Source organism: Enterobacter sp. BIDMC92 (assembly GCF_001030225.1).
Taxonomy (GTDB): domain Bacteria; phylum Pseudomonadota; class Gammaproteobacteria; order Enterobacterales; family Enterobacteriaceae; genus Enterobacter; species Enterobacter sichuanensis.
Genome location: NZ_KQ087598.1, coordinates 3392719 through 3407777, shown reverse-complemented (window position 1 = coordinate 3407777; position 15059 = coordinate 3392719). Strand labels below are relative to the sequence as shown.

Annotated in this window: 15 protein-coding genes and 1 tRNA gene; 10 read left to right on the top strand and 6 right to left on the bottom strand. The window is 54.3% G+C overall.

The annotated features are described in order from the left end of the window. Nucleotides 1–87: 87 nt before the first annotated feature. Complete coding sequence (gene alaC / locus SP99_RS15930; RefSeq protein WP_025757135.1) at nt 88–1326, top strand: alanine transaminase; 1239 nt, start codon at nt 88–90, stop codon at nt 1324–1326. Nucleotides 1327–1378: 52 nt separating this feature from the next. On the opposite strand, the gene ypdK is transcribed toward alaC, so the two are convergent. Together ypdK and lpxP are read right to left on the bottom strand one after the other, a co-directional pair. Beyond that, on the bottom strand, nt 1379–1450 hold the full coding sequence (gene ypdK / locus SP99_RS24735; protein ID WP_099458937.1) for a membrane protein YpdK: 72 nt from the start codon (nt 1448–1450) through the stop codon (nt 1379–1381). Between the two features lie 358 nt (nt 1451–1808). Then, nucleotides 1809–2729, bottom strand: coding sequence for a kdo(2)-lipid IV(A) palmitoleoyltransferase (lpxP, locus tag SP99_RS15925; protein ID WP_025757136.1), 921 nt, complete (start codon nt 2727–2729; stop codon nt 1809–1811). 12 nt (nt 2730–2741) lie between these two features. Between lpxP and SP99_RS24730 the strand changes: the two genes are divergently transcribed. Both SP99_RS24730 and SP99_RS23910 read left to right on the top strand, forming a co-directional pair. After that, nucleotides 2742–2879 (top strand): hypothetical protein, encoded by a 138-nt coding sequence (locus SP99_RS24730; RefSeq protein ID WP_154219997.1) that lies wholly within the window; start codon nt 2742–2744, stop codon nt 2877–2879. Between the two features lie 178 nt (nt 2880–3057). Then, on the top strand, nt 3058–3729 hold the full coding sequence (locus tag SP99_RS23910) for an ECs1377 family protein (protein WP_071994035.1): 672 nt from the start codon (nt 3058–3060) through the stop codon (nt 3727–3729). Here the strand turns inward: SP99_RS23910 and SP99_RS15920 are convergent. Further along, a tRNA-Arg gene (locus SP99_RS15920) sits at nt 3689–3763 on the bottom strand. The genes SP99_RS23910 and SP99_RS15920 overlap by 41 nt on opposite strands. A 75-nt stretch (nt 3764–3838) precedes the next feature. After that, nucleotides 3839–4768, bottom strand: a complete 930-nt coding sequence (locus SP99_RS15915; protein WP_047959166.1) for a formate/nitrite transporter family protein — start codon at nt 4766–4768, stop codon at nt 3839–3841. A gap of 315 nt (nt 4769–5083) precedes the next feature. Between SP99_RS15915 and mlaA the strand changes: the two genes are divergently transcribed. Further along, entirely contained in the window at nt 5084–5836 is a 753-nt protein-coding gene (gene mlaA / locus SP99_RS15910; RefSeq protein WP_025757137.1) for a phospholipid-binding lipoprotein MlaA, read from the top strand. Between the two features lie 44 nt (nt 5837–5880). Here the strand turns inward: mlaA and fadL are convergent, their stop codons facing one another. Continuing rightward, entirely contained in the window at nt 5881–7203 is a 1323-nt protein-coding gene (fadL, locus tag SP99_RS15905; RefSeq protein WP_032672454.1) for a long-chain fatty acid transporter FadL, read from the bottom strand. A 372-nt stretch (nt 7204–7575) separates the two neighbouring features. On the opposite strand from fadL, the gene SP99_RS15900 reads away from it, so the two are divergent. From SP99_RS15900 to sixA, 4 genes are all read left to right on the top strand, one after another. Beyond that, nucleotides 7576–7860 carry a YfcZ/YiiS family protein gene (locus SP99_RS15900; RefSeq protein WP_014832805.1) on the top strand — a complete coding sequence of 95 codons (285 nt, stop codon included), beginning with the start codon at nt 7576–7578 and terminating at the stop codon, nt 7858–7860. 219 nt (nt 7861–8079) lie between these two features. Next, on the top strand, nt 8080–9390 hold the full coding sequence (gene fadI / locus SP99_RS15895) for an acetyl-CoA C-acyltransferase FadI (RefSeq protein WP_047959165.1): 1311 nt from the start codon (nt 8080–8082) through the stop codon (nt 9388–9390). Continuing rightward, complete coding sequence (gene fadJ, locus SP99_RS15890) at nt 9390–11537, top strand: fatty acid oxidation complex subunit alpha FadJ (protein ID WP_047959164.1); 2148 nt, start codon at nt 9390–9392, stop codon at nt 11535–11537. The genes fadI and fadJ overlap by 1 nt, the downstream gene beginning before the upstream one ends. Before the next feature lie 209 nt (nt 11538–11746). Next, nucleotides 11747–12232 (top strand): phosphohistidine phosphatase SixA, encoded by a 486-nt coding sequence (sixA, locus tag SP99_RS15885; protein WP_025757141.1) that lies wholly within the window; start codon nt 11747–11749, stop codon nt 12230–12232. A gap of 49 nt (nt 12233–12281) precedes the next feature. On the opposite strand, the gene smrB is transcribed toward sixA, so the two are convergent. Beyond that, nucleotides 12282–12833 carry an endonuclease SmrB gene (gene smrB, locus SP99_RS15880; RefSeq protein WP_045285802.1) on the bottom strand — a complete coding sequence of 184 codons (552 nt, stop codon included), beginning with the start codon at nt 12831–12833 and terminating at the stop codon, nt 12282–12284. 145 nt (nt 12834–12978) lie between these two features. Here smrB and prmB point away from each other — a divergent pair, with 145 nt between their 5' ends. Both prmB and aroC read left to right on the top strand, forming a co-directional pair. Beyond that, complete coding sequence (prmB, locus tag SP99_RS15875) at nt 12979–13911, top strand: 50S ribosomal protein L3 N(5)-glutamine methyltransferase (RefSeq protein ID WP_025757143.1); 933 nt, start codon at nt 12979–12981, stop codon at nt 13909–13911. A 60-nt stretch (nt 13912–13971) separates the two neighbouring features. Next, nucleotides 13972–15057, top strand: coding sequence for a chorismate synthase (gene aroC, locus SP99_RS15870; protein WP_025757144.1), 1086 nt, complete (start codon nt 13972–13974; stop codon nt 15055–15057). Nucleotides 15058–15059: the final 2 nt, after the last annotated feature.

Genomic DNA, 15059 nt, shown 5'->3' with positions numbered 1-15059 from the left:
ATTTTTTTCAGGTTATTTTCTAAACACGCCACATCAGTGGCAGCGTCGCTCGGACGGTCCGGGCGCTAACGTTAATCTGAGGAATCTATGGCTGAATTCAGTCCTGAACGCCGTTTTACGCGTATCGATCGTCTCCCCCCTTATGTTTTCAATATCACCGCTGAACTGAAGATGGCTGCACGCCGGCGCGGCGAAGATATTATCGATTTCAGTATGGGTAACCCTGATGGCCCAACGCCAGCGCACATTGTCGAGAAACTCTGCACGGTAGCACAGCGTCCGGATACTCATGGGTACTCCACGTCTCGCGGTATTCCTCGGTTACGTCGCGCGATCTCGCGCTGGTATCAGGATCGCTATCAGGTTGATATCGATCCTGAAAGTGAAGCCATTGTGACCATCGGCTCGAAAGAGGGGCTGGCACACCTGATGCTGGCTACCCTGGATCATGGCGATACGGTGCTGGTACCGAATCCCAGCTACCCAATCCACATCTACGGCGCGGTGATTGCCGGGGCGCAGGTCCGTTCGGTGCCGCTGGTGGAAGGTGTCGATTTCTTTAACGAACTGGAACGTGCGATTCGCGAAAGCTATCCGAAACCCAAGATGATGATCCTCGGTTTCCCGTCGAACCCAACGGCTCAGTGCGTGGAGCTCGATTTCTTCGAGAAAGTGGTTGCGCTGGCGAAGCGTTATGACGTGCTGGTGGTGCACGATTTAGCCTATGCTGACATCGTCTATGATGGCTGGAAAGCGCCATCCATTATGCAGGTCCCGGGCGCGCGTGACGTGGCGGTAGAGTTCTTCACCCTGTCGAAAAGCTACAACATGGCGGGCTGGCGTATTGGCTTTATGGTGGGTAACAAAACGCTGGTGAGTGCACTGGCGCGCATTAAGAGTTACCACGACTACGGTACCTTCACGCCGCTACAGGTTGCGGCTATCGCTGCCCTGGAAGGCGATCAGCAATGCGTTCATGATATTGCTGCCCAGTATAAGCGCCGTCGCGACGTGCTGGTCAAAGGGTTACATGAAGCGGGCTGGATGGTAGAAATGCCGAAAGCGTCCATGTACGTCTGGGCTAAAATTCCGGAGCCGTATGCGGCGATGGGGTCGCTGGAGTTTGCCAAAAAACTGCTCCAGGATGCAAAGGTCTGTGTGTCACCGGGCATTGGCTTTGGTGATTATGGCGATACCCATGTGCGATTTGCCCTGATTGAAAACAGCGACCGTATTCGTCAGGCGGTAAGAGGCATCAAGAGTATGTTCCGCGCCGACGGTCTACTCTCCTCAAAGAGCGTTGCTGAAACCCCCGCGTCGTCATGACATAAAAAAACAGGAGCCAATGGCTCCTGTTTTTTTGACAGCATGTTCTTCACTAGATCATCAGGGCGAAGGTTCCGGCCCAGACTAAAACAATCACCGAAATGCCCATAAAGAAATATTTCACGTTTCATCGCTCCGCGTATCTTGTGGTACGCATTTAAAAACAGAGTCCACCTGATTATAGAGAACTGAAATCCGGTCAAAACGGAAATGAGAATTTTCCCGTTACGCCGCCAACTCCAGTTCAGAATTCTGTGCTTTCCTGATGCCAGACGGCGCTAATGTACGCCTAAAAATGGGGGGTGGCAAGAGGGATTTTTTTAAATAAATTCCGATAGTTACGAGTGTCGTGGAACGGCGACAGTTTGATTTCGCCGCGCAATAAAATCACTTTGAGCGACGCAATGAACGCGGGGAGTGCGGTGTGATGACAGGTGTTTGAAAAGGTTAGTTTCTTAGCGAAACTAACCTTTATAAAGCGATCAAATATAGAGCGAGGCTTCGCCAAGAGGACGCGTTTTGAATCGACGATGCATCCAGAGATACTGCTCTGGCGCACGCATGATTTCAGTTTCAATGACTTTATTGATAAACGCCGCGGCTTCGCACTCGTTTTGTGGATAGTTAGCCATTTCAGGAGAGATGTGCAGGCGGTAGCCTGAATTATCCGCTTTTCTCACCATGGTCACGGTCAGCATGGAGGCACCCGACAGACGCGAAATCACAAAGGTGCCGTTGGTCGTCGCAACGTCTTTAACCGCAAAGAACGGTGCGAAGCTGCTGCCCTTGCGTCCATAATCCTGATCGGGGGCGAACCAGACAGCCTCACCTTTCTTCAGCGCTCCGACCATACCGCGCAGGTTGTTACGGCTGATCATCGCCTTATTGGAACGCATGCGGCCACGCGTCTGCACCCACTCCATCAGCGGACTATTGTGAGGACGATAAGTGGCCATCATGGGCTGACAAAGTCCCATCACGCGGCCACCCAGCTCCAGCGACATAAAATGAACGCCAACAACCATTACGCCGCGTTTTTGCATCTGTGCGTGTTTAAGGTTATCCAGCCCTTCCACGTCAAACCATTTACGGACACGTTCATCCGGCCAGAACCAGGCCATACCGGTTTCAAGCAGCGCCATGCCGATAGACTTGAAGTTTTCAGCGATGAGTTTCTCGCGCTCTTCGGCATTGTACTGTGGAAAGCAAAGCTCAATATTTTTACGCGCGATGGATTCGCGACGTTTCAGGAAATAGCGGGATGCGCTGCCCAGCTTCGACCCCAGCAAACGCAGAACGGGGTAGGGAAGCTGAACCAGCAGCCAGAGAACGCCAAGACCAAACCAGGTAAACCAGTAACGCGGGTGTAAGAACGCACGTTGAAATTTGGATTGAGACAAAATAGTGAAACCTATATGAAGCCTGTAAAGGTAGCGCAGAGTTTGCGATACGACGTGCCGATAAGACCGTTCTTCAAGGTGATGGTTGCAGGCTTTACCGAACTTTACGGCGTTACCTGGCCACTGCTGATTTGGGTGGGCGGCGTAATGTAGCACCGTTATACGATATGTGCTATTACTCGTTTTTGATTAAAAAAGCGGCAGAATGAAAGGTGCTTGATTTTGCAGTTTTTATCGTTCTCAACATTGTCTTGCGTCAGCTCTGGAGCGTAACAATAGAGGCTGGTAAAGTCTGTTTCAGGACGACAACGTAACTGACAGGAATAACCGGGTGACTGAGCGGATCGATTATCAGATTGAAAAGTACAGTTTTACGGAAGTAAATGAATCCCCTCGCCTTACAGAGCAGTGGAGTGATGTTTTGCGCGAGTGCAGGGAGAGTAAAGCCGGGGCAGAGGAGCGCTTGCGTATTGCTTTGCTCAATGTCGATTACGTGACCAGCTTTGAGCTGCCATTCCGCTTGCTGCTTGTTCGCACGCCCCAGTTAATTGCTGGACTGCGTCATGAGCTCCAGCTCAGCCAGAAAAATGTCCTGTTTAACGGGAAACGCTTCGGCTGTGTCTGGAGCGTGAAAACCGATCTGAGCGATGTTCCGGAAAGTTTTCAGTACCGTCTGTCTACCCGTATCCGGCGACTGGGGGCGGCCCGGCAGACCGCGGAACCTTTTTTACTTATTGCGAAAGAGATTAAGTCTCCCGTCGAACGTCTGAAGCGGGCGCTGTTGAGCGGGCTGGACGTGACCGCCCTGGATGCGCTTTTCTGGTTTGGCATTCAGAGGATTGCCGCCGAGGTGTCGCGTCTGAGAAAGTCGGGGATGAGGATTGCAACGGCTGAAACAGAGGTATTTGACAATCTGACCGGAACGACACGGCGCGTGCCGGTTTATCGTTGTGCGGAAAAGATGGTGTCCCCTGCAGGAATCGAACCTGCAACTAGCCCTTAGGAGGGGCTCGTTATATCCATTTAACTAAGGGGACGAGGCGGCACGAGTATAGCGTTATTTACACTTTGCGTTAAGCGCATCGCCGCCTGACTGCTCAAAGAGTCACCATTCAGGTCGATTTTTTTGTCGATTTATCATCGTTTTCCCGCGCCTTAAGCTCAGCTTTGCGTTTGTTAGACATGTCGTTACGGATTTGAGCATGGCTTAACAGCGCGAAGATAAACGTCCCACCGCAGATATTTCCCGCCAGCGTCGGCAGGGCGAACGGCCAGAAAAAATCGCTCCAGTGCAGCGTACCGTTAAAGACCAGATAGAGGATCTCCACGGTACCGACCACAATGTGCGTGGTGTCGGCCAGCGCGATCAGCCAGGTCATCAGGATGATCACCACAATTTTTGCGCTACCGGCAGAAGGAAACATCCAGACCATCGTGGCGATAATCCAGCCGGAGATGATGGCGTTAGAGAACATTTCGACGGGCGTGTTTTTCATCACGTCCATGCCGATTTTCACAAATGCGTCCCGGGTGGGTTCATCAAAAATGGGCATATATTCAAACGCCCAGGCCGCGATGCCGGTACCGATGATGTTGCCCAGCAGCACCACGCTCCACAGACGCATTAACAGACCGAAATTGCCGAGGGTAGGGTTTTGCATCACCGGCAGAACGGCGGTGACAGTGTTTTCGGTAAACAGCTGCTGGCGAGCCATAATGACGATAATAAAACCAAAGGTATAGCCGAGGTTCTCCAGTAAAAAGCCTCCGGGCACACCTTCCAGCTGAACATGAAATATCCCTTTTGCGAGCAGGGACGCCCCCATTGACAGACCCGCAGCGATAGCCGACCAGAAGAGGGCCATAGCATCGCGCTCCATCTCTTTTTCGCCATCCTGGCGTATATGTTCGTGGATGGCCATCGCGCGGGAAGGGAGGCGATCCTCATCAATTTCTATCTTCTCGCCGCGCGCTTTCTCCTCGCTTTCAATTTCAATCTCCTCATTACTCTCGCCAATTTTTTCTTCACCCACTTCTTTCATATCTGCTCCCGGAGGTTGATCTTTCTTTAAAGCGTAGCGGCTTTTATCCGGATGCCTGTGGGGATGGTCTTAAATTGGTGGCAATGACAACAAAGGTGATACATCTCTTTCAAAGACATTATAAAATTGCCAGCGAAACGAATTCCAAAAGCCAGGCTATGCTGAGATCAGAGTCACGGTGGTTACTGCCCGTAATTGTGCTCATAGACATCGGTAAACGTGCTGTTACAATCGCTTGCACGTTTACAGACGGAGCGTCAACGGCTCCGTTACGGATGGCAATCAATGATAGCCATACTGAACAGGGAGATTTTTATGAAACTTCGGCTGTCGGCGCTTGCGCTGGGCGCGACGATGCTTGTGGGCTGCGCCAGCTCCGGGGAGCAAACGGGACGCTCCGATCCTCTCGAAGGATTTAACCGCTCCATGTATAACTTCAACTACAACGTGCTGGACCCGTATGTGGTTCGTCCGGTGGCTGTAGCATGGCGCGATTATGTTCCACAACCTGCGCGTAATGGGTTAAGTAACTTTACCAGCAACCTCGAAGAACCTGCGGTCATGGTGAACTACTTCCTGCAGGGTGACCCGTATCAGGGGATGGTCCACTTTACCCGCTTCTTCCTGAACTCCATATTGGGGATGGGTGGCTTTATCGATGTTGCCGGCATGGCTAACCCGAAACTGCAGCGTGAACAGCCGCACCGTTTCGGCAGCACGCTGGGACATTATGGCGTCGGGTATGGTCCCTACGTGCAATTACCGTTCTACGGTAGCTTTACTCTCCGTGATGACGGCGGCGATATGGTGGATACGCTGTATCCGGTCCTGTCGTGGCTGACCTGGCCGCTGTCGGTGGGTAAATGGACGGTGGAAGGGATTGAAACCCGCGCACAGCTGCTCGACTCCGACGGTCTGCTGCGTCAGTCTTCTGACCCGTACATTATGGTGCGTGAAGCGTACTTCCAGAATCATGACTTTATTGCTAACGGCGGTAAGCTGAAACCGGAAGAGAATCCAAACGCGAAGGCGATCGAGAACGAACTAAAAGATATCGATTCGGAGTAAATAAAAAAGGTGAGCGATGCTCACCTTTTTCAATTCCTGCGCGATTAGAACGCGTAGTTGAAGTTCATACCATACAGCCAGGCCTTACCTTCGGAAGAGAACTCATACGGACCTTCTTTGAAGGAAACTTTTTGACCGTGCATATAAGAGATACCGGCGTCAATTGAGGCATCCTTATTGAAGGCATAGGTCGCACCTGCGCTCAGCCAGAAACGGTCCTGATCAGGAATAGAGATGGAGCGCTTGTCGGCAGGAACCGGGCTGTCATCGAAGGCAATACCGGTACGGAACGTCCAGTTATCATCCATATAATAGGTGGTCCCCAGCGCGATGCGGTAAGCGTCGCGGAAGCTTTCATCTTTATAGAAGAGCGTGTCGCCCTTGCTGTTGGTCGCCTTCAACTCCTGGAACTGGCTCCAGCTGGTGTAGGTCAGGCTATAGTGGATCGCCCACTGCGGTGCCACGCGGTTATAACCGGACAGCTCCCACATTTCCGGCAGGTGCAGGCTCAGAGAACCACCCGTGGTACTGCCGTTGGTACCCAACGGCAGGCCGAAGTTGCCGAGGATCTGGTTATAGGCGGAAGGCAGGCTGCTCTTGTAATCGCCATCAAAGTCGATTTTTACTTCGGAACGGTAGGTAAAGCCGTAACGGTTGTTCTTATCGAGTTCGTACAGGATACCGGCGTTCCAGCCGAAGCCCCATTCGTCACCCTTCAGATAGGCAATCTGGGTGTCTGCCGGGATTCCCGCGACTTGCTGCGCCAGTGGTGGTGGCAGTGCGCCTGAACCCGCGACGATTTTGCCCAGATCACCTGCATAGCGCTCGATTTTCGCTTTGGCGTACACCGCATCAAAGCCCACGCCGAAGCTCCAGTGGCTGTCCAGACGGTAAGCGCCACTCAGGTTCAGGTTCAGGGTTTCAAGGTCAGTTTTACCACCGTAGGCACCTGCTGCGTAGTTATCACCAAACTCGGTCGCTAAACCGTAGTTAGAGGTCACGGAGGCACCCCAGCCAAACTGGTCATTTATAGGCGCCACGAAATGCAGGTTTGGCACCCACGCCGTTGGCGCGATGTTATCTGAATTCAGGCTGGCACCCGTAGGGGAACGGCCCGTAATATCAACGCCCGGGTCGACGAAAATCGCCCCGGCGGAGAAGGTTGGACGATCAAACATCATGATCAATGCCGGGTTACGACTCGCGTTACCCGCATCATCAGCAATAGCACCTTCCCCTGAATACGCGCGGCCAAGGCCAGAGGAAGAAAATTCGTTTAACTGAAAGCCCGCTGACCAGGCGGAAGTAGAGACGATTGCCACTGCGACTGCCAGCGCAGTTTTGTTGAACAGGGTTTTCTGGCTCATGACCATAACCTCATTGAGTTATTTTTATTCAATAATTGTTACATACCGTAACAGGAGCGCGAAGTGTAGGGTCTGAGGTATGACAGACAAATCAGACCAGTGGCGTGAGTATAGGTCCGACCAGCATGAATGTTGCAAGTTTGTTTATTAATATTTTCAAACATGTTTCACGAAACGAGATCTGGTTGGCAAAATTGTGACCATCACAACTCACCCAAAAGGGTGGTTTTTGTTTTAGATCATTTTTTAGTGTGATATTGGTCACTTATCCGCTTTTACGCCATTAACGGCTGGAGAGCGCCCGCGCCGGGGCGTAAAATATCAGCATCGTGTTTATCTCGCGCGCTGCGCGAATACAGAGGAAATTGAGCTATGAGTAAATGCAGTGCTGATGAAACCCCGGTTTGCTGCTGTATGGATGTTGGCACCATCATGGACAACTCCGATTGCACCGCCTCTTACAGCCGTGTATTCACCAATCGTGCCGAAGCGGAAGAGACTCTGGCCGCGCTGAGCAAGCGTGCCCGTGACGTTGAATCCGATCCGTGTGAAATCAAGTCTACCTTCACTGAAGTAGACGGCGGCGTGAAGCTGGATATTGATTTTGTCTTCGCCTGCGAAGCCGAAACGCTGATCTTCCAGCTGGGTCTGCGTTAATTTCTGCGGCCTGATGCCCTCACCCCGACCCTCTCCCGTGGGAGAGGGCGCAAACATTGCACAAATGCCCCTGCCATGCAGGGGCATTTTTCTTTTTCTTCTCTGTGTCTTAGCTCGCACTTTTTCGTTTCCCCGATTGGCTGAATGTAAAAAAATGGTTAAGACTATTATCAGGTCAGACCACTTAACGTTTGCGAAAATTTTTTACAGGGGAGTGTTATGAGTCAGGCATTACCGCTTATTACCCGTCAGGGCGACCGTATTGCCATCGTCAGTGGGTTGCGCACGCCATTTGCTCGTCAGGCTACGGCGTTTCACGGCATACCGGCTGTTGACCTGGGGAAAATGGTAGTGGGGGAGATGCTGGCTCGCAGCGAAATTCCGCCTGAGGTCATCGAACAACTGGTTTTCGGCCAGGTAGTGCAGATGCCGGAAGCCCCCAATATTGCACGAGAAATTGTTCTCGGGACCGGGATGAACGTTCATACCGATGCCTACAGCGTCAGCCGCGCCTGTGCAACCAGTTTCCAGGCCGTGGCTAACGTCACAGAAAGCCTGATGGCGGGTACGATCCGCGCCGGGATTGCAGGTGGGGCGGACTCCTCTTCGGTACTGCCGATTGGGGTCAGCAAAAAGCTGGCGCGCATCCTGGTGGATGCCAACAAAGCCCGCACGACCGGGCAGAAACTGAAACTTTTCTCGCGTTTACGCCTGCGCGATCTCCTGCCTGTGCCACCTGCCGTCGCGGAATATTCCACCGGCCTGCGCATGGGCGATACCGCCGAGCAGATGGCCAAAACGTACGGCATTACCCGCGAACAGCAGGATGCCCTGGCGCATCGTTCACATCAGCTTGCGGCAAAAGCCTGGTCGGAAGGGAAACTCACCGACGAGGTCATGACCGCCTATATTCCTCCTTTCCGTGAACCGCTCGCGGAGGATAACAATATTCGCGGCACCTCGACGCTGGCGGATTACGCAAAACTGCGCCCAGCATTTGACCGTAAACACGGTACGGTAACGGCGGCTAACAGTACGCCACTGACGGACGGGGCCGCAGCCGTGATCCTGATGACCGAATCCCGCGCGAAAGAGCTTGGGATCACGCCTCTGGGCTATTTACGCAGCTATGCTTTCACCGCCATTGATGTCTGGCAGGACATGCTGCTGGGCCCGGCATGGTCCACGCCGCTGGCGCTGGATCGCGCGGGGCTGACGCTGGCGGATTTAACCCTGATTGACATGCACGAAGCGTTTGCCGCGCAAACCCTGGCTAACGTACAGCTGCTGGCAAGCGAGCGTTTTGCGCGCGACGTGCTGGGCCGCGCGCACGCCACCGGTGAAGTGGACCAGAGTAAATTCAACGTGCTGGGGGGCTCTATTGCCTACGGTCATCCGTTTGCGGCGACCGGGGCGAGGATGATCACCCAAACACTCCATGAGTTACGCCGTCGTGGCGGCGGTTTTGGTCTCGTCACCGCCTGTGCGGCGGGCGGGCTGGGTGCAGCAATGGTTCTGGAGGCTGAATAATGGAAATGACATCTGCATTTAACCTGACGGTTCGCCTCGATAACGTCGCTGTGATAACCATTGATGTCCCTGATGAAAAGATGAATACCCTGAAGGCCGAGTTTGGCACTCAGGTGCGCGCGATGCTAAAGCAGATCCGCGAAAACAAGGCCATTCGCGGTCTGGTATTTATCTCTGCCAAGCCGGACAACTTTATTGCCGGGGCCGACATTAACATGATCGCCCGGGCGCAAAGCGCGCTGGATGCTGAAGAGCTGGCGCGTCAGGGCCAGCAGGTGATGGCGGAGATCAACAGCCTGCCAATCCCGGTTATTGCTGCGATCCACGGCGCGTGTCTGGGCGGTGGGCTGGAGCTGGCGCTGGCCTGCCATAGCCGCATCTGTACCGACGATGCGAAAACTGTTTTAGGCCTTCCTGAAGTGCAGCTTGGCCTGCTGCCTGGCTCTGGCGGAACGCAGCGTCTGCCGCGCCTGGTGGGCGTCAGCACGGCGCTGGAGATGATCTTAACCGGTAAACAGTTACGTGCTCGCCAGGCGCTAAAAGCCGGTCTGGTGGATGACGTCGTGCCGCACGCCATTTTGCTGGAGGCCGCCGTTGAGCTTGCGCTGAAAGGGCGTCAGGCAAAACGTCCTCTGCCGGTACGCGAGCGCGTGCTCGCCGGGCCACTGGGGAGAACGCTGCTGTTCAGGATGGTGGGCAAAAAGACCGAACAGAAAACCAAAGGCAACTATCCGGCGGCAAAGCGGATCCTGGAGGTTATTGAAACCGGGCTGTCCCAGGGAACCAGTAGCGGCTATGCCGCTGAGGCCAAAGCCTTTGGCGAACTGGCGATGACGCCACAGTCACAGGCATTGCGCAGCATCTTTTTCGCCAGCACCGACGTGAAAAAAGATCCCGGCAGCGAGGCGCAGCCCGCGCCGCTGCATGCCATTGGCGTACTGGGCGGCGGCCTTATGGGCGGCGGTATCGCTTTTGTTACCGCAAGCAAAGGCAAATTGCCTGTAAGGATCAAAGACATCTCAGCGAAAGGGATCAACCACGCGCTGCAGTACAGCTGGCAGAACCTTGATCAAAAGGTAAAACGTCGCCATATCAGAGCCAGCGAGCGTGATAAAACCCTGGCGTTGATCTCCGGCACGACGGATTACCGCGGTTTTGCCCACCGCGATGTCGTGATTGAAGCCGTGTTTGAAGACCTGGCGCTTAAGCAGCAAATGGTCGCTGACGTTGAGCAACATTGCGCGCCGCATACCATTTTCGCCTCAAACACGTCGTCTTTACCGATTGGCGATATTGCGGCAAAGGCCGGGCGTCCGGAGCAGGTGATAGGCCTGCACTTTTTCAGCCCGGTAGAAAAAATGCCGCTGGTAGAGGTGATCCCGCATGCCGCAACCAGCCCGCAAACCATCGCCACCGTCGTGAAACTGGCCAAAATGCAGGGTAAGACGCCGATCGTCGTCGCAGACAAAGCCGGTTTTTACGTCAACCGCATTCTGGCACCCTATATTAATGAAGCGATGCGGCTGCTGACGGAAGGCGAGAAAATCGAGCATGTCGACGAGGCGCTGGTGAAGTTTGGTTTCCCCGTTGGCCCAATCCAACTTTTGGATGAGGTGGGAATAGACACCGGCACTAAAATTATACCTGTGCTGGAAGCGGCCTACGGAGATCGTTTTAGCCCACCTGCAAACATTGTTTCTGCAATTTTGAAGGACGATCGCAAAGGCAGAAAAAATGAACGCGGTTTCTATCTTTACGGTGCGAAAGGGCGTAAAAGCAGAAAACAGGTCGACCCTTCGGTTTATGGGCTTATTTCGACCACCGGTCAGGGAAAATTGTCCGCCGTTCAGTGTGCTGAACGCTGCGTGATGATGATGCTCAATGAAGCGGCGCGCTGCTTCGGTGAGCAGGTGATCAAGAGCGCGCGCGATGGCGACATCGGCGCGGTATTTGGCATAGGTTTCCCGCCGTTCCTTGGTGGCCCGTTCCGTTACATGGATACGCTCGGCGCGGGTGAAGTGGTTGCAATCCTGCAACGTCTGGCTTCGCAATATGGCCCCCGGTTTACACCGTGTGACGAATTATTGCAGATGGCGGAGCGGGGCCAGACATTTTGGTCCGCAAGGGAAACTGACCTCGTAAACTGAGGTCAAAGAAGGGTAAATCCTGAAGTGAATGAACCTGTTCTGGCGATTTTGTAAACAGAGATTGACTATACTTACGCCATTGAGGTAAAAAACAGCGTTTCATTCACCGAATGGATCAGGCACAATGCCCGGCCATCGGGTTTTCTACCTCTCAGCATTTATCGCGGGTAGTTAACGCCGGTGATTCTGGTTAACAAAAGCGGTGCAATATGCAAGTTTTTATCATGCGTCACGGCGACGCGGCACTCGATGCCGCCAGTGACTCAGTACGTCCTTTGACCGTCTGTGGCTGCGACGAATCTCGTCTGATGGCGACCTGGCTTAAAGGTCAAAAAGTGGACATCGAACGCGTTCTGGTGAGTCCGTTCCTGCGTGCAGAACAGACGCTGGAAGTGGTAGGGGAGTGTATGAACCTGCCAGCCAGTGTGGATGTTCTTCCTGAACTCACCCCATGTGGCGATGTCGGCCTTGTCAGCGCTTATCTTCAGGCGCTGTGCAATGAGGGTGTCGCCTCCGCGCTGGTCATTTCCCACCTGCCACTGGTTGGCTATCTGGTATCTGAACTGTGCCCGGGCGAAACCCCGCCGATGTTCACGACATCTGCCATTGCCAATGTTTCTCTCGACGAAACGGGTAAAGGTGTCTTCAACTGGCAAATGAGTCCGTGCAACCTGAAGATGGCAAAAGCCATCTGACGTGACGTGCGATAGCGCGGGGGCGCAAACTCTGCCTCCCGCCGTCCTGTCAGGGTAATTCTGGCGGTTGCCACTCTTCCACTTCAATCAACACCAGTAATGCGGCATCACCGCCGTACTCTTTGGGTGCCTGATGAAATGCCATCACGTGTGGATGCTGAGCCAGCCACAGCGGTGTCTGTTGCTTCAGAATATGTTTACCGTGGCCATGCATCACGCAGGCGCAAAACACATGTTCGCGGCGACAGGCTGCGATCAGTGCGCCCAGCTCCTGTTTGGCCTGCATCTGCGTTAATCCGTGCAGATCGAGAAACAGCTCAGGCGAATAATCCCCACGGCGTAATTTTTTCAGCTCAAAATGGCTGACGTCTTCACGTACATACTTCACAGCCCCTTGCGTGTTGAGCAGTGGCTGAAATTCATCTGAAAAATAGTGGCTGTTATCGGCCTGCTCCTGCAACAGTCTTTTGACCGGCACTTCGGAAATTTTCTTGCGCATCGGACGGTGGACGAGGGTGTCCTGCTTGATTTGGCGCGTGCCGGTCATCAGCTGGCGGAAGAGCGCCTGATCCTCCTCGCTGAGCGATGTTTTCTTTTTCATTCGTCATTCTCATATCGTATTTCCAATAGTGTACCCGACTAAACGCATTTTTTAACCTCAAGCGCGACGCGTCATTGCTGATTTATCGCCGTCTTCATGGCAAACTAGCCGCCGAAAATTATGCGAGCATGCCCTGGAGGAAAGAGTGGATAAAATATTTGTCGATGAAGCAGTAAACGAGCTGCATACCATACAGGACATGTTGCGCTGGTCGGTTAGCCGCTTCAGCGCCGCCAATATCTGGTACGGTCACGGTACCGATAACCCGTGGGATGAGGCCGTGCAGCTGGTACTGCCATCCCTCTACCTGCCGCTGGATATTCCGGAAGATATGCGCACCGCGCGTCTGACCTCCAGCGAAAAACACCGTATCGTTGAGCGCGTGATCCGCCGCGTAAACGAGCGTATTCCGGTCGCCTACCTGACCAACAAAGCCTGGTTCTGCGGTCACGAGTTCTATGTCGATGAACGCGTGCTGGTGCCGCGCTCGCCGATTGGTGAGCTGATCAACAACCACTTTGAAGGCCTGATCGGCCATCAGCCGCAGCACATTCTGGATATGTGTACCGGCAGCGGCTGCATTGCCATTGCCTGCGCTTACGCCTTCCCGGAAGCGGAAGTGGACGCCGTCGATATCTCCACCGACGCGCTGGCCGTGACCGAGCACAACATTGAAGAGCACGGCCTGATCCATCACGTTACGCCAATTCGCTCTGACCTGTTCCGCGACCTGCCGACGCTGCAGTACGATCTGATCGTCACCAACCCGCCGTACGTTGATGCGGAAGATATGTCCGATCTGCCGAGTGAATATCGTCACGAGCCGGAGCTGGGCCTGGCGTCAGGCTCTGACGGCCTGAAGCTGACCCGTCGCATTCTGGCCTGCGCGCCGGATTATCTCACCGACGACGGCGTTCTGATTTGTGAAGTGGGCAACAGCATGGTACATCTGATAGAGCAGTATCCGGATGTGCCGTTCACCTGGCTTGAGTTCGACAACGGCGGTGACGGCGTCTTTATGCTGACCAAAGCGCAACTGCTCGACGCGCGCGAACACTTCAGCATCTATAAAGATTAATCCAGCGGGCTTCGGCCCGTTTCACAACGCTCAAACACAAACAACAACATCGGAGCCGTGATGGCAGGAAACAGTATTGGACAGGTATTCCGGGTGACCACGTTTGGTGAGTCGCACGGGCTGGCACTGGGCTGTATCGTTGATGGCGTACCGCCAGGTATAGAACTGACCGAAGCAGATTTACAGCACGACCTTGACCGTCGTCGTCCGGGCACCTCTCGCTACACCACGCAGCGTCGCGAGCCGGACCAGGTCAAAATTCTCTCCGGCGTTTTTGAAGGCCGCACCACCGGCACCAGCATTGGTCTGCTGATCGAAAATACCGATCAGCGCTCCCAGGACTACGGCGCCATCAAAGACGTCTTCCGTCCGGGTCACGCTGATTACACCTACGAACAAAAATACGGCTTTCGCGACTATCGCGGCGGCGGACGCTCATCGGCACGCGAAACCGCGATGCGCGTGGCGGCAGGGGCCATTGCCAAGAAATACCTGCAGCAGAAATTCGGCATCGTTATTCGCGGCTGTCTGACCCAGATGGGCGACATTCCGCTGGCGATCAAAGACTGGGATCAGGTCGAGCAAAACCCGTTCTTCTGTGCTGACGCCGACAAGCTTGAAGCGCTGGATGAACTGATGCGCGGCCTGAAGAAAGAGGGCGACTCCATTGGCGCGAAAGTGACCGTGGTGGCCGATGGCGTCCCGGCGGGCTGGGGCGAGCCGGTATTTGACCGCCTCGACGCCGACATTGCTCACGCGCTGATGAGCATCAACGCGGTGAAGGGCGTTGAGATTGGCGACGGTTTTGACGTGGTCTCCCTGCGCGGCAGCCAGAACCGCGATGAAATTACTGCACAGGGCTTCCAGAGCAACCACGCGGGCGGCATTCTGGGCGGGATCAGCAGCGGGCAGCAGATTATTGCCAATATCGCGCTGAAGCCAACCTCCAGCATTACCGTGCCGGGCCACACGATTAACCGCGATGGCGAAGAAGTTGAGATGATCACCAAAGGACGTCACGATCCGTGCGTGGGGATCCGCGCGGTACCGATCGCAGAAGCGATGCTGGCGATCGTGCTGATGGATCACTTCCTGCGCCAGCGCGCGCAGAACGCGGATGTGACGACCACCATTCCACGCTGGTAAAC